Source organism: Micromonospora sp. WMMD710 (assembly GCF_029626045.1).
Lineage (GTDB): Bacteria > Actinomycetota > Actinomycetes > Mycobacteriales > Micromonosporaceae > Micromonospora.
This window is the reverse complement of the sequence record NZ_JARUBD010000001.1, coordinates 311,715-325,492: the sequence shown is the minus strand read 5'-3', so window position 1 is coordinate 325,492 and position 13,778 is coordinate 311,715. Positions and strand designations below refer to the sequence as shown.

15 protein-coding genes and 1 pseudogene are annotated in these 13,778 nt (G+C 70.2%); 5 read left to right on the top strand and 11 right to left on the bottom strand.

The window, feature by feature from the left end; all coding sequences use genetic code 11:
• Nucleotides 1-190: 190 nt before the first annotated feature.
• The 5 genes from O7620_RS01690 to O7620_RS01670 form a co-directional block, all read right to left on the bottom strand.
• Nucleotides 191-1,216 (bottom strand): YihY/virulence factor BrkB family protein, encoded by a 1,026-nt coding sequence (locus tag O7620_RS01690; RefSeq protein ID WP_151489129.1) that lies wholly within the window; start codon nt 1,214-1,216, stop codon nt 191-193.
• Nucleotides 1,217-1,279: 63 nt separating this feature from the next.
• Nucleotides 1,280-2,089 carry an ABC transporter permease gene (locus O7620_RS01685; protein WP_151489128.1) on the bottom strand — a complete coding sequence of 270 codons (810 nt, stop codon included), beginning with the start codon at nt 2,087-2,089 and terminating at the stop codon, nt 1,280-1,282.
• Between the two features lie 9 nt (nt 2,090-2,098).
• The gene (locus O7620_RS01680; RefSeq protein ID WP_151489127.1) at nt 2,099-2,896 is read right to left on the bottom strand and encodes an ABC transporter permease; all 798 of its coding nucleotides are present in this window, start codon (nt 2,894-2,896) and stop codon (nt 2,099-2,101) included.
• A 261-nt stretch (nt 2,897-3,157) separates the two neighbouring features.
• Complete coding sequence (locus tag O7620_RS01675; protein ID WP_278121459.1) at nt 3,158-3,352, bottom strand: DUF397 domain-containing protein; 195 nt, start codon at nt 3,350-3,352, stop codon at nt 3,158-3,160.
• Nucleotides 3,343-4,146 (bottom strand): helix-turn-helix transcriptional regulator, encoded by an 804-nt coding sequence (locus tag O7620_RS01670; RefSeq protein WP_278121458.1) that lies wholly within the window; start codon nt 4,144-4,146, stop codon nt 3,343-3,345. Before O7620_RS01670 ends, O7620_RS01675 begins: the two co-directional genes overlap by 10 nt.
• 238 nt (nt 4,147-4,384) lie before the next feature.
• Between O7620_RS01670 and O7620_RS01665 the strand changes: the two genes are divergently transcribed.
• The gene (locus tag O7620_RS01665; RefSeq protein ID WP_151489125.1) at nt 4,385-4,612 is read left to right on the top strand and encodes a flavin reductase; all 228 of its coding nucleotides are present in this window, start codon (nt 4,385-4,387) and stop codon (nt 4,610-4,612) included.
• A gap of 81 nt (nt 4,613-4,693) precedes the next feature.
• Here the strand turns inward: O7620_RS01665 and O7620_RS01660 are convergent, their stop codons facing one another.
• A complete protein-coding gene (locus O7620_RS01660) occupies nt 4,694-5,626 on the bottom strand; it encodes an ABC transporter ATP-binding protein (RefSeq protein WP_151489124.1) in 933 nt (310 codons plus the stop codon).
• Between the two features lie 1,303 nt (nt 5,627-6,929).
• Between O7620_RS01660 and O7620_RS01655 the strand changes: the two genes are divergently transcribed.
• Nucleotides 6,930-7,142 (top strand): hypothetical protein, encoded by a 213-nt coding sequence (locus O7620_RS01655; RefSeq protein ID WP_278121456.1) that lies wholly within the window; start codon nt 6,930-6,932, stop codon nt 7,140-7,142.
• Nucleotides 7,130-7,948, top strand: a complete 819-nt coding sequence (locus O7620_RS01650; RefSeq protein WP_278121454.1) for a TAXI family TRAP transporter solute-binding subunit — start codon at nt 7,130-7,132, stop codon at nt 7,946-7,948. The genes O7620_RS01655 and O7620_RS01650 overlap by 13 nt, the downstream gene beginning before the upstream one ends.
• A gap of 6 nt (nt 7,949-7,954) precedes the next feature.
• On the opposite strand, the gene O7620_RS01645 is transcribed toward O7620_RS01650, so the two are convergent.
• Both O7620_RS01645 and dnaG read right to left on the bottom strand, forming a co-directional pair.
• Entirely contained in the window at nt 7,955-8,491 is a 537-nt protein-coding gene (locus O7620_RS01645; protein WP_278121453.1) for a hypothetical protein, read from the bottom strand.
• Nucleotides 8,492-10,394 (bottom strand): annotated as a pseudogene (gene dnaG / locus O7620_RS01640) (DNA primase).
• A gap of 177 nt (nt 10,395-10,571) precedes the next feature.
• Between dnaG and O7620_RS01635 the strand changes: the two are divergent.
• Together O7620_RS01635 and O7620_RS01630 are read left to right on the top strand one after the other, a co-directional pair.
• The gene (locus tag O7620_RS01635; RefSeq protein ID WP_151489120.1) at nt 10,572-10,856 is read left to right on the top strand and encodes a type II toxin-antitoxin system Phd/YefM family antitoxin; all 285 of its coding nucleotides are present in this window, start codon (nt 10,572-10,574) and stop codon (nt 10,854-10,856) included.
• On the top strand, nt 10,853-11,257 hold the full coding sequence (locus O7620_RS01630; protein ID WP_278121451.1) for a type II toxin-antitoxin system VapC family toxin: 405 nt from the start codon (nt 10,853-10,855) through the stop codon (nt 11,255-11,257). The genes O7620_RS01635 and O7620_RS01630 overlap by 4 nt, the downstream gene beginning before the upstream one ends.
• A 7-nt stretch (nt 11,258-11,264) precedes the next feature.
• Here O7620_RS01630 and O7620_RS01625 read toward each other — a convergent pair whose 3' ends face one another.
• From O7620_RS01625 to O7620_RS01615, 3 genes are read right to left on the bottom strand one after another with little or no spacing between them, the layout of a single operon-like run.
• On the bottom strand, nt 11,265-12,086 hold the full coding sequence (locus O7620_RS01625; protein WP_278121449.1) for a siderophore-interacting protein: 822 nt from the start codon (nt 12,084-12,086) through the stop codon (nt 11,265-11,267).
• Between the two features lie 9 nt (nt 12,087-12,095).
• Nucleotides 12,096-13,343 (bottom strand): deoxyguanosinetriphosphate triphosphohydrolase, encoded by a 1,248-nt coding sequence (locus tag O7620_RS01620; RefSeq protein ID WP_278121448.1) that lies wholly within the window; start codon nt 13,341-13,343, stop codon nt 12,096-12,098.
• Nucleotides 13,333-13,680 carry a VOC family protein gene (locus O7620_RS01615; RefSeq protein ID WP_151489116.1) on the bottom strand — a complete coding sequence of 116 codons (348 nt, stop codon included), beginning with the start codon at nt 13,678-13,680 and terminating at the stop codon, nt 13,333-13,335. The genes O7620_RS01620 and O7620_RS01615 overlap by 11 nt, the downstream gene beginning before the upstream one ends.
• Nucleotides 13,681-13,778: the final 98 nt, after the last annotated feature.

Sequence of the window (13,778 nt, the reverse complement as noted above, 5' to 3'; positions counted from 1 at the left end):
CTAGCAATCGCCAGCAGGGCTGATCACCCACAGTGATCCATGCAGGGGGATTGAGTGATGTAGAACACAATGCGTGCCGGCGCGCCCCGTTAGTCCGGATAAACACCTTTGACCCATGCATACAGAAGAGCCGCGTGAGCGATCCGCGCCAGTTGGTGCGGCAGGCAGCCCTTCGACTCGATAACGCGAGTCACCGATCGGATTGCGCCCGGCGGGTCTTCCGCAGCTTGCGGTCGTCGCGCAGCTCGACGTACGGCTCGTCGTCGACCGCGTGACCGGCCGAGATGGCGCGGCCGCGCTCCAGTTCCGCGTCGAACTCGGCGCCCAGCAGGATCGCGATGTTGCTCAGCCAGAGCCAGATCAGGAAGATGATCACCCCGGCCAGCGCCCCGTACGTCTTGTTGTACGAGCCGAAGTTGCTCACGTAGAGGGCGAACAGACCGGAGATCACCAGCCAGATCACCACGGCCAGCACCCCACCCGGGCTGACCCAGCGGAAACCGCCGTGCCGCGCGTTCGGCGAGGCCCAATAGAGGATGGCGAACATCAGGCTGACGATGATCAGCAGCACCGGCCACTTCGCGACGTCCCACACCGTGACCGCCGTCGCGCCGAGCCCGATCACGTCACCGACCGATTCGGCGAGGCGACCGGTGAAGACCACGATCACCGCGGCGGCGAGCAGCAGCACCCCGATCACCGCGGTCACGCCGAGCCGGATCGGCAGCGTCTTCCAGATCGGCCGGCCCTCGGGCACGTCGTAGATGGTGTTCGAGGCGCGCATGAACGCGCCAATGTAGCCGGACGCCGACCAGAACGCGGCCACCAGACCGATGATCGCCGCGACACTGGCCAGGCCGCCGTTGTCCTGCGCCGTGCCGATCGCGTCGGTGATGATCTGCCGGATGCTGCCGGCCGGCACCGCCTGGTTCACGGTGTCCCGCACGCCGTTGGTGGCACTCGTGCCGAGCAGGCCGAGGATGGAGATCAACACCAGCAGGCCCGGGAAGATGGACAGCACGCCGTAGTAGGTCAGCGCCGCCGCCCAGTCGGTCAGGCTGTCGTCCTGGAATTCGGATACCGTGCGGCGCATCGCCGCCTTCCAGCCACTGCCGGGCAGGTCGGTGGGGCTGTCCGGGCCGGCGTCGGGGCCGACCGGCGCGCTGGCGTCGTCGCGTTCACGGGCCTGGTGGGCGGAAGACTCGTCCGAGGCCATCGCCCCTCCTCATCGTCGGTGTTGTCACCTCCGACATGCCCCGTCGACGACGGCGCGTAACCACTACGGGTAAAGCAACCTGCCCATCCGTCGCGACGCCACCCGCAGGCCGACCCCCACCAGCACCAGCAGGTAGAGCACGTCGAGCAGCCACGCCCACCCACCGACGCCGAGGGTCACGTCGCGAATCAGGTGCACCGACCGGTACAGCGGAGTGACCTCGATCAGCCAGTGCAGCAGCATCGGGTACGCCTGCGCCGGCACGAACGTGCCGGAGAACAGGAACAGGGTGAACTGCGCCGAGCCCATCAGGTCGAAATCCTGCCAACTGCGCATGAAGGTGGACACCGCCATGCCGAGCGCGCCGAACGCGAACCCGACCAGCACCGCCGCCGGCAGAGCGGTCAGCGCCCGGACCACGGTGGTCAGGTCGAACGCGACCATCACCGCGAGGAACGCCGCCGAGTACGCGCTGCCCCGCAGCATCGCCCAGCCCAGCTCCCCGAGGGCGATCTCGAACGGCCGCACCGGGGTGGCGATCATCCCGTCGTACAGCTTCATGTACTTGAATTTGCCGAAGAAGTTGAACGTGGTCTCCGCCAGCGCCCCGGTCATCGCCGACGAGGCGAGCATCGCCGGGGCCACGAACTCGGCGTACGAGACCAGCCGCCCGTCGGGCAACGGCAGGTCACCGACCAGCGCCCCGACACCGATCCCGATGGAGAGCAGGTAGAGCAGTGGCTCCACGAAGCCGGAGAGCAGCAACAGCCAGTAGACCGACTTCAACGCCGCGACGTTGCGTTCGACCACCGACACCGACCGCCGGGACGCGGCGGAGACGTCGACCAGCCGGGGCAGGACCAGCGTGAGCACGAACCCTCCCTAGACGACGAGCTTGCGACGGAACGCGCGCAGCGCCAGCAGCCACCCGGCGACCGCCCAGGCGGCCAGGTAGAGCAGGTGCCCGACGATCGACCACTGCGGTGCGACGCCGAGCGTGGCGGCCCGGCACAGGTCGACGGCGTGCCACAGCGGCGTCGCGTACGCCAGCCAGCGCAACGCCTCGGGCAGCGACTCGACCGGGAAGAACACCCCGGCGAACAGCGTCATCGGGATGACCGCGAACCGGAACAGCATCGCCAGCCAACTGTCGCTGGACACCGACGCCGCGTACGCGAAGGTCGGCGCGGCCACGGCGAGCCCGAGCAGCGCGACCACCGGCAGGGCGGCCACCGCCCACGGTGAGCGCAGCGCCCCGAACAGCCCGGTCACCAGCAGGAACGCCGCGATCGTGGTGAGCACCCGGAACAGCACGAACGCCAGGTGCCCGGCGACGATGTCGCCCACCCGCAGCGGCGACGCGCCCTGCGCGAAGTAGGTCTTGACCCACCGGAAGTTGCTGAACACCGGCCACGTCGAATCGCCCACGGCCACCTGGAGCGCGGTCGACGCGATCAGCCCCGGGACCAGCCAGTCGAGGTAACGCACTCCGCCGACACCCTGGTCGATGTACGCGCCGACGCCGAACCCGAAGCCCAGCACGGTCAGCACCGGCAGCAGGAACGAGGAGAACACCCCCGCCCGCCACGTGCGCCGCAGACCGACCAGGTAGTGCTCGAACACGGCCCACGCCGGCACCCACGGGACCCGCGCCCGCTGCACAACGCTCACCACGACCACCCCCCGTCCCCGACCTGTCTACCTCCGGGGTACGACAGACCGCCGGTCACCCTACGGCGACCCCGTCGACGTGTCGTCCGGGTTTCGGGCGCACTGATCGGCTCGGGTCACTGCAAACGGGGTGTCCGCAGCGGGACACCCCCGAGATCGGCGATCCTGATTTGATCATGACCCGGTCCGAGTGGGCGGGGCCGAAATCTTGGTACGACACCGCCCCTGGAGAGGCACTGTCGTACCAAGATCTCCGAGGAGCGCTGCCCGCTACAACTGGCGGACGGCACCGGGCCCGACGAACGCGCGCCAGGCGTCGGGCGCGAAGACCAGCACCGGACCGCCCGGATCCTTCGAGTCGCGAACGGCCACCAGCCCGTGCAGGTTGTCGGCAACCTCCACACAGTTGCCGCCGCTGCCGTTGCTGCGGCTGCTCTTGCGCCACCGAGCGCCGTTCAGCTCCATGTCTCCGCCACTTCCGCGATCAGGTCGAGGGACTGCTGCTGCGATAGTGCCTCACCGCGGATCGACTCCCACACCTCGACCATCTGCCGCACGTACTCGGAGCGGTCGATCACCTGCCCGTGGCGCTGCCCATCCAGGTAGACGACATCCTCACCGGTGGCTGCGGTGGCGATCACGAAGGGACCATCGAGCCCAGCGTACGCACCGGCGGACAGCGGCACGACCTGGATTCGGACCCGGGGCAGGGCCGAGCCGAGCTTCACGAGGTGGCGCAACTGCTCGCGCATCACCTCCGGCCCGCCGACGCGGCGGCGTAGCGCGAACTCGTCGACGACCAGACTGAGCAGCGGTGGCCGGTCTCGGGTGAGCACCGCCTGCCGGTCGAGCCGCGCGGTCACCTGCTGTTCCACCTCGTCCGCCGCGAAGAGGCCGGCACCGGCAAGGATCGCGCGGGCGTAGCCCTCGGTCTGCACGAGACCCGGCACGTAGAGCGGTTCGAACGAGCGCAGCGCGGTGGTTTCCTGCTCGATGCCGGCCCAGTCACGGAACCAGGGCACCACGGCCTCCCGGCTGATCCGCCGCTGGATGCGCTCGAACCGCCCGTCGGCCGCGAACACCGCGTCACACCGCCGCGCGAAGTCCAGACTCGGTCGACGCTCGGAGGTCTCCACCTTGGCGACCAGCGCCCCGGAATAGCTCAACGCCTCGGCCAACGCCGCCTGGGACATGCCACTGGTGGCCCGGGCCAGCCGTAGCTCCTCCGCGAAGTGCTCCAGCATGGACGAACTCTCCACGGACAGCCTCCGTACATTCCCGTACCGCGCCGGGCCGATCGCCGTACGCGCTGGTCGTCGGCGCGCGGAACCTCCCACGGTAGTCGGCTGCTCAGCAGACTGTCACGCAGCGGGACCGCTCACGGGATCGGACGACGGGCGGAACCAGGCCGGGAGCGCCCCGTGACCCCCGATCCGGGGCGCTCCCACCCACCCCGGTACGACTCGCCCGGCCGGCTCACGACCATGGGAGGCTCCGATGCCCCGCTACCGTCCGCACGTGGCGGCGCGCCCGTCCTGGCGTTGCCGGGTCTGCGGCGCCGCGTGGCCCTGCTCGCCGGCCCGCCTGGCGTTGCTGGGCGAATACCGCGAGAACCGGATCGGCCTGCTCATCTACCTCGCCACGCTGCTCGACGAGGCGACCGGGGACCTCGCCGGGCACGACGGGCTGACCGACCGTTTCCTCACCTGGGCCCGGACGCGATGAGCGGTGATCGTTGGCAGCTCAGCGGTACGACACGCCGGGGATGTGGCGGCTGAACCGCCAACGATCAGCCCGGCGGTGCGGTCAGTCGACCAGGGTGCGGCCGGTCAGGTGCAGGAAGACGTCCTCCAGGCCACTGCGCCGCACCAGCACGTTCGCCGGGTTGAGCCCCAACGCGGAGACCTCGGCGACCGCCGCGTCGCCGTCGGGCACGTAGAGCAGGACCCGGTCGGGCAGCACCTCCACCCGCTCCCCCAGCCCGTCGAGCTTGCCGGCGAACGGCTCCTGCGACTCGGCGGCGAAGCGCAGCTCGACCACCTCGCGGGTGGAGTGCTGCTCGATGAGCGCTCGGGGCGAGCCCTCGGCGACGATCCGCCCGCCGTCCATCACCACCAGCCGGTCGCAGAGCTGCTCGGCCTCGTCCATGTAGTGGGTGGTGAGCACCAGCGTGACGCCCTGCTGCTTGAGCCGGAACAGTCGCTCCCACACCAGGTGCCGGGCCTGCGGATCCAGGCCGGTGGTCGGCTCGTCGAGCAGCACGATCTCGGGATCGTTGACCAGCGCTCGGGCGATGGTCAGCCGGCGCTTCATCCCACCGGAGAGCGGCTCGACCTTGCTGTCGGCCCGCTCGCTGAGCTGGACGAAGTCGAGCAGCTCGTCGGCCCGCTCGCGGGCCGCCCGGCGCGCGATGCCGAAGTAGCGGGCGTACACCGTCAGGTTTTCCCGGACGGTCAGCTCCGGGTCGAGATTGTCCAACTGTGGGCACACGCCGAGCCGGGCCCGGATCGCCGGCCCGTCGACCACCGGATCCATGCCGAGGATGCGCAGCTCGCCGCCGCTCGGTGGGGAGATGCAGCCGACCATCCGCATGGTGGAGGACTTGCCGGCGCCGTTGGGCCCGAGGAAGCCGAACGCCTCCCCCGAGCGCACCTCGACGTCGATGCCGGCCACGGCGGTGAAGTCGCCGAACCGCTTCACCAGCCCGCGAGCCTCAATCAGTGATCGCCCCGAAGTCACCGCCCGACCCTAACCGCCGGGTCCGACAGCCCTCCACGCACATAGCTCCCGCGACCAGCCGGACGCGCTGCCGCCCGGGCACCGCCACCGAAACGCCGGTCGATGCCCCACCGGTCGACCGATCGACGTGCATCGTCCCTTTGTGTCGCCCATCAGCTCGCCCGATGGTTCGTCGCCACCCGTCCGACCAGGCAACTCTCCCGTCGGCGGGTCGGCCGCGGGCACCGATGGCGCGCCACCCCGACCGCGAGCGCCAGCCGAACCCACCCCGCCCGGCAGCACCGAGCCGAGCAGCGCCGAACGGGCGACCCACGACCTGGCATGAACCTGGAGGGCCATTTTCACGTTTCTTTACAAGAAAGAAAATCTTGTCACCGACCCAACGGTGGTGCTGCAACGCTGCAGCAGCCGTGAACGACGAGTCACTACATGGTCACGAGAGGGATGAAATGCGAAAGTCGGTTGTAAGTTTGATATCGGATATCAACCAATGGCAAACTCAGCACAGAACTAACATGCCGTCGGCCACAGTTAACAATTCACTTTATCAAAAAATTTGGCGCTTCGGGAATGTCGTAGTTGAAGATCTGGACGAAGTTCGGGCTATGGAGAAGCTCGGTTTCCGATTTGGCTACTCTGGGGAGCCCCCAAAACCCCAACTGATCTGGTGTGATCAAAATGTAAAGTTGGCTGACTGGAATAGGCTGGCGAACAGCACTCCGTTGTATCGGCAGCCCGTCACCTCGAGCGTGGGTCAGGGCGCGCGAGGGGGTGCTCACGGTGTGCCGATACCTGGCGGGGCGCCGTCCAGCAGGGGGGTTGCGAGTCCACAAGACATGGATTTCTACAGGAAAATGACCCGACTGCACGGTGCCGCTGTTGTCGAGGCAGCAGCAAGCCTGGTATCGATTAGGAATCCTGGTGCGATGTTCGCAGGAAGTAATTCCACTGCGGGTCAGGCTTCCCCTGCAAACCTGTCCCACCTCCACCGCGGCGGATCAGGCTCTGGCTCTAACCCAAATCCGGCTCCACATCCTTCCCTCCGGTGATTGTAATGCGCGGCATCTCGATTGATGACTCTCCCGGGACGTCAGGGTCTTTGCGTTGTCGCTGCGCGGGGCTGTGAGCTGGTCTGTCGAGACCAGAGCGACGCCGGGTCCGTCGGTGAGCCGCACCCCGAATTGAAGAGCTGCCTGCCGCGCTAATTGGTGCGGCAGGCAGCCCTTCGACTCGATACCGCGAGTCACCGATCGGATCGCGCCCGGCGGGTCTTACCGTCTCCGGTTTCGGCGCGGCGACGACGGTGAGCATCGGCGCGGTGACCTGGCCGCTGTTGCGCCGCGCCGGTTACCCCCGGGCCGTGGGGGTGTCCGCGACCAGGGCGGTCGTCTTCGCCACCCTCCTGGCGGTCGCGCTGTCCTTCCTGGACCCGCACGGCGGACCGGACGTACCGGCTCACCCCGGCCCGGCTGGTGACCGCACTCGTACACCGGCGTACGCGGCGTGCTCGCGGTGACCGCCGTCTGTGCCGCCGCCGGCATCATCACGGCGACCACCATGAAGACCGGCCTCGGGCCGCAGGCGGCGGCGCTGCTGGTCGGCGGCCAGTACGACGTGGCGTTCTCGCTGTTCGACACGGCGGTCAACGCGGTCGAGGGCAAGGGCAGCTTCAGCGCGCCGCAGCCGGTCGAGGCGCTCACCCGCATCTACGACAACTACACGCAGGTGGTGGTGCGCACCGACTCCGGGATCACCTCGGTGGCCGGGATGCGGGGCAAGCGGATCTCCACCGGTTCCCCGAAGTCCGGCACCGAGGTCATCGCCAATCGGCTGTTGGAGGCTGCCGGCCTCGACCCGGCCAAGGACGTCAAGGCGCAGCGGCTCGACCTGACCAAGACGGTCGAGGGCGTCAAGGACGGCAGCGTCGACGGGTTCTTCTGGTCCGGTGGCCTGCCCACCGGTGGCCTGACCGACCTGTTCACCACGGCCGGCGACAAGGTCACACTCGTCGACCTCGCGCCCCTGCTGCCGAAGATGGCCGAGCTGAGCCCCGCCTACCAGGCCGGCACGATCGGCCGCGACGCCTACCGGACGGCGACCGACACGCCGACCATCGTGGTGCCGAACGTGCTGCTGGTCCGCAAGGATCTGGACGCCAACGTCGCCTGCGCCATCACCCGCACGGTGTTCGACAAGCGCGACGCCCTGGCCCAGGGGAACCCGGCGGCCAAGGGCATCTCCCTGGAGACCGCCCGCCGGACCGAGCCGGTGCCGCTGCACCGGGGCGCCGACAAGGCGCTGAAGGATCTCGGCGCCAACTGAGGCCGGTCAGCCGTCGACCGGTGCGGTGGCGGCACGGGCGACGGTGACCAGATGGTCGGTCTCGGCGAGCAGGGCCACGTCGTCCGCCGGGGTGCCGGGGTCGAGCCGGACGGTCCAGGTCAGACCGTCGACCCCGGCCACCCGCCGGGCCGCGACCCGTGCCGCGCCGCCGGGCAGTCGGTGGTGTTCGGTGTACGCGACCGAGCGGGTCACCCGAGCCCGCACCTGGTGCGGCAGCTCACCCGGGTCGAGCAGCAGGTACGTCTCGGCGGGGCCGTCGGCGACCAGCGCGTAGCCGTCGCGTTCGGCGACGTGCTCGGTGGGCGTGACGGTCAACTCCCGACCGGACCACACCGCCTTGAGGATGTCGTGCCAGCCGAGGCGGTGGCCCCGGCCGGGCAGCCACAGCCCGAGGTTGCTGGCGACCACCACGCCGTCGCCCTCGCCGTTGCCGGCCGCCGCCCAGGCGAGCACCCGCTCGTCGGCGGCCAGCGGCGGCCGGTCGGCCGGGGGCAGCTTCGGCTTGCGGCTGAACAGTCCCATCTAGAGCCCTCCCGCGGCCTGCTCGCGCAGCGCCCGGGCGTGCTGCTCCAGTGACAGCAGCTCGCCGAAGGCGGCGAAGTACTCGTCCTTGTTGTTCACCGGGTTGATGCGTTGGATCCGGGACTTGAGGTCCCGGATGCGGGCGGTCACCGACCCGAACTGCACCCGTGCCATGGTGATCGACACGTAGCGCGGATCCGGTTCGCCGTCGATCCGCACCGGCTCGACGGCCAGCTCGCCGACGAGCGCCGCCGACGCCAGATCGTCGCAGGAGTCGCGGACCTTCTCGATCCAGACCGCGCCACCCGTCGCCGACGCGGCCCCACCGGCCGCCGCGATGGCCGTGCGGACCGCGACGTGCACCGGGTGGCGGTATTCGGTTGCCTCGACCGCGTCGAACATCGGCCCGGCCAGCACCGGTTGTTGGAGGGCGAGCTTCAGCGCCTCCCGTTCGACCATCGACTGCGGGCTGTCCAGGACCGGTTCGGGGCGGGCCGGGGCGGGCCGCGCGGCGGATGCGCCGTCCCGGCCGCCGGACGGCGGGGTGTTGGCGGCGGCGAGCACCGCCCGTTGCACCGGCTCGATCTCCATGCCGAGGTCCATGGCGAGCTTGCGGACGTACTCGGGGCGTTTTTCCCGGTCCTTCAGCTGCGCGACCAGCGGCGCGGCGCGGCGCATCGCCTCGACGCGGCCGTCGACGGTGTCCAGGTCGAAGCGGCTGATCTCGTGCCGCAGCGCGAAGTCGACAAGCGGCTCGCGCCGGGCGACCAGGTCGCGCACCGCGAGGTCGCCCTTGGCGAGCCGCAGCTCGCACGGGTCCATGTTGTCGGGGCTGACCGCGATGAACGTCCGGCCGACGAAGCGCTGGTCGTCGGAGAAGGCGCGCAGCGCGGCCTTCTGACCGGCGGCGTCACCGTCGAAGGTGAAGATGATCTCGCCGGCCACCGAGTCGGTGTCCAGCAGGAGCCGGCGCAGCACACCGATGTGGTCCGCGCCGAACGCGGTGCCGCACGTCGCGACCGCCGTGGTCACGCCGGCCAGGTGGCAGGCCATCACGTCGGTGTATCCCTCGACGATCACCGCCCGACCCTGCTTGGCGATCTCCCGTTTGGCCTGGTCGATGCCGTAGAGCACGTGCGACTTCTTGTAGATCGGCGTCTCGGGGGTGTTCAGGTACTTCGGGCCGTCGTCGTCGTCGAAGAGCTTGCGCGCCCCGAAGCCGATCACGTCGCCGGCCAGGTCGCGGATCGGCCAGAGCAGCCGGCGGCGGAACCGGTCGATCAGCGTGCCGGAGCGGGACTCCCGGGACAACCCGGCCGTCACCATCTCCTGATGCGTGAAGCCCTGCTGGCGCAGGTGCTTGGTGAGCGGATCCCAGCCCTCGGGCGCGAACCCGCAGCCGTAGCGCTCGGCGGCGGCCCGGTCGAAGCCCCGCTGGGCCAGGAACTCGCGGGCCGGCCGGGCACCGGCGGTGCTGAGCTGCGCCCGGTAGAACTCCACGGCGGCGGCGTGCGCGACGACCAGACGTTGCCGCTGGCCCTGCTGCGGACGCGGACGCGGGGTGCCCCGGTCGTCCTCCACGTAGCGCAGCTGGATGCCGGCGCGGCCGGCCAGCCGCTCGACGGACTCGACGAAACTCAGGTGGTCGGCGTCCATCAGGAACTTGATCGCGTCACCACCGGCGCCGCAGCCGAAGCAATACCAGACGTTGCGGGCCGGGGAGACGTTGAACGACGGGCTCTTCTCGTCGTGGAACGGGCACAGACCCTTGAGGTTGCCGCCACCGGCGGACTTCAGGGTGACCGTCTCGGAGATCACATCCCCGATCGAGGTGCGTTCCCGGACCAGTGCGATGTCCTCGTCCCGGATCCGCCCAGCCATGCGCCACCCCCTCGCCGTACATCCTGCCCTGCCGGACCGACGACGTGCCCGCCGGGGGACGCCGGGTGTGGCGGTCACCGTCGCCCGGTGGTGGCCTGGACGCTCTGCGGGCTGGTCCTCTACTGGCATTCAACGTGCCACACCTGGCACTCACGTGGGTACGATGAGCAGCATGTAGGTACATGTGGGGGGTGAAGGAATGAGCAGTGTCTCCGTTCGCGAATTCTCGTACAACCCGAGTGGCATGTTCGCCCGGGCCGAGCAAGGCGAGACGATCGAGGTGACCAGACACGGCAAGGTGATCGCCGTGCTGCTGCCGGGCTCGGGCACCCTGGGACGGTACGCTCCGCTCGTGGCCAAGGGTGCGATCAAGCTCAAGGCCACGACCACGAGCGACCTCGACCGCGTTGCCCGATATGCCATACCCGACGACATGTCTCCGCTGGACCAGCTTCTCGGCGAGCGAGCCGAGGACGAACGGTGATCTACCTCGACGCGTCCGCCATCATCACCTTGGTTTCGGGCCGCTCGTACGCGTCCGAGTTGCGGGACTTCCTTGCCACCCATCCCGGCCTGCCAATGGCGACGAGCACCATCGGTTTCGTGGAAACCGTCCGAACGCTGGACCGCGTCGGCGACTTTCCGGACACAATGAGTGATCTCGTGCGCACCTTCACCGAAATCCTCCTCACCGAGGAGGTGCGCGACACTGCTGCGTTACTGCCTGCCGGAGTCAGGACGCTCGACGCCATTCACGTCGCCAGCGCGCAGATCATCGGTCCGGCGCTGACCGCCCTGGTCACCTACGACAGGCGGATGCTCGACGTTGCCCGCTCCATCGGGCTGCCCGGTTCGGCCCCGGGCCTCGACGAACGGCAAGCCTGACCCCCGCTCAAGCCGGAAGAGCGGAGGTTTCCTCGGCCGCCACCTGCCGGTTCCAGTCGGCCTTGGTGGAGCGCCACCCCTCGTCGTCCATGCCGCGCCGCCAGTAACCGGAGATGGACAGCCGGTCGGCGGGCACGCCCCGCTCGGCGCGCAGCAGCCGGCGCAACTCCCGCACGAAGGTCGCCTCGCCGTGCACGAAGGCGTGCACCTGCCCGGGCGGGAACTCCAGCTCCCGTACCGCCGCCACCAGCGCCTCGCCCACCGGGCGGCCGCCGCGGTGCAGCCAGGTGAGCTGGACGGCACCGGGGCTGAGCAGCTTCTGCTCGTCCGTCGGGTCGGCGACCTCCACGAAGACGTGGGCCGGGGCGCCGAGCGGCAGCCGTTCCAGGGCGGCGCCGATGGCCGGCAGCGCGCTCTCGTCACCGACCAGCAGGTGCCAGTCCGCGTCCGGGCTCGGCGCGTACGCCCCGCCGGGGCCGACGAAGTGCACCGGGTCGCCGGGGCGCAGCGCGGCGGCCCACGGCCCGGCGAGCCCCTCGTCGCCATGGTGCACCACGTCGACGGTCAACTCCTCGGCCAGCGGATCCCAGCGCCGCACGGTGTACGCGCGCAGCCGGGGCCACTGCTCGCGGGGCAGGTCCCGGCGGATCACCGCCATGTCCAGCGGCTGCGGGTACGCGACGCCGGGCTGCGGGAAGACCAGCTTGATGTAGTGGTCGGTGAACTCTCCCACCGGCAGATCGGCCAGCGCGTCCCCACCGAGGACGAGCCGGATCAGATGCGGGGTGGGTCGCTCGGTGCGCAGCACCCGGACCGAGGTGACCGTCATATTGTTAGGTTAACCTAAGTCGCCCGATGCGCTGTCGCCGACCAGACGGGTGTGCCAGGTCACCGCCGCCGGGTCGGTGAGCGAGGCGACCTGGTCGATCACCACCCGCAGGCGGGCGGCGTCGTCCGGCGCGGCCCGCCACAGCGGCGCGAAGATCGGATCGAGCCCGTCCGGCGCGCGCCGGACCAGCGCGGCCACCAACTCCGCCAGCATCGTGCGCTGCCGCTCGTAGCGGCCCCGGAAGCCGGAACGGCGCATCACGTAGCGCAACGCGATGCCCTTGAGCAGGGCACACTGGGCCCGGACCAGGCGCGGCACCACCAGATCGGCCGCGTAACGGCGGTGCGGGCCGGGGCCGAAGCGCTCCTCGGTGGCAGCGACCGCGGCGGAGACGAACCGGCCGGTCAACCCGCTGGTGGTGGCCTTCAGGGCCACCTGGGCCCGGTGACTGCCGTCGTAGCCGGCGAGCGGGGCGAGCAGCGGGTCGGACAGCAACGCGACCAGCACGTCGGCCAGGTCGGCGGCGGACTCCCCGGAGTACGTGGCGGCCACGTCGGCGCAGAGCGCCGCCCGCTCGTCGGCGTCGTCGAGCAGCGGGCGCAGCGTGACGTACCCGCCGTGGATGCCGTCCTCCACGTCGTGCACCGAGTACGCGACGTCGTCGGCCCAGTCCATCACCTGCGCCTCCAGGCAGCGCCGGTCGCCGGGCGCACCGGCCCGGATCCAGTCGAAGACGGCCCGGTCGTCGGCGTACACCCCGAACTTGCGCTGCCCGGGACGGCGCGGCCACGGGTACTTGCCGATGGCGTCCAGCGATGCCCGGGTCAGGTTCAGGCCGGCGGACGAGCCGTCCGGGGCGAGCACCTTCGCCTCCAGCCGGGTCAGCACCCGCAGCGTCTGCGCGTTGCCCTCGAAGCCACCGCAGGGCGTGGCGAGCAGGTCCAACGCCGCCTCGCCGTTGTGCCCGAACGGCGGATGCCCGAGGTCGTGGGCGAGCCCGGCGACGTCCACCACGTCCGGGTCGCAGCCCAGCCGGGCACCCATCTCCCGGGCGATCTGCGCCACCTCCAGCGAGTGCGTCAGCCGGGTACGCAGGAAGTCGTCCGTCCCGGCGGTGTGCACCTGGGTCTTGGTGGCCAGCCGACGAAACGCCGCGGAGTGCAGCACCCGGGCACGGTCACGCTCGTACGGTGACCGGCGGTGCCCGGTGTCCTTGGGCGACTCCCCGACCAGCCGGGCGTCCGGCTCACTGCTCACGCAGGACGCAGAACTCGTTGCCCTCGGGGTCGGCCAGCACCGTCCAGTCGACGTCGCCCTGGCCGATGTCGACGTGCCGGGCGCCCATGTCGACCAGACGCTCGACCTCGGCCTCCCGATCGGTGGGGCGCAGGTCGAGGTGCAGGCGGTTCTTGCGCTCCTTGCCCTCGGTCACGAGACCGAAGAACAGAGCGGGAGACCGGTCCGCGGACTGGCGGATCTCCACGCCACCCGGCTTCTCGGCGACGATCTGATAGCCGAGCGCCTCGGCCCACCAACGGGCCAGCCGGGCCGGATCGCGGGCATCGACGGTGAGGCTCTCCCAGACGCTGGTCATTCAGTCACCCTTCCCGTTCTCCGGCATACGCAATCAGCCGTGTGCGAGCGTGCCAAGGTTACGCCCGCCGACCCCGCTCGACCCGCCCGCGACGCATC

What these genes read in the sequence shown, in the direction of transcription:
- O7620_RS01690 (WP_151489129.1), bottom strand. Translation starts at nt 1,216, where the DNA reads ATGGCCTCGGACGAGTCTTCCGCCCACCAGGCCCGTGAACGCGACGAC.
- O7620_RS01665 (WP_151489125.1), top strand. Translation starts at nt 4,385, where the DNA reads ATGCCCCGCTACCGTCCGCACGTGGCGGCGCGCCCGTCCTGGCGTTGC.
- O7620_RS01615 (WP_151489116.1), bottom strand. Translation starts at nt 13,680, where the DNA reads ATGACCAGCGTCTGGGAGAGCCTCACCGTCGATGCCCGCGATCCGGCC.
- O7620_RS01635 (WP_151489120.1), top strand. Translation starts at nt 10,572, where the DNA reads ATGAGCAGTGTCTCCGTTCGCGAATTCTCGTACAACCCGAGTGGCATG.
- O7620_RS01625 (WP_278121449.1), bottom strand. Translation starts at nt 12,086, where the DNA reads ATGACGGTCACCTCGGTCCGGGTGCTGCGCACCGAGCGACCCACCCCG.
- O7620_RS01675 (WP_278121459.1), bottom strand. Translation starts at nt 3,352, where the DNA reads ATGGAGCTGAACGGCGCTCGGTGGCGCAAGAGCAGCCGCAGCAACGGC.
- O7620_RS01645 (WP_278121453.1), bottom strand. Translation starts at nt 8,491, where the DNA reads ATGGGACTGTTCAGCCGCAAGCCGAAGCTGCCCCCGGCCGACCGGCCG.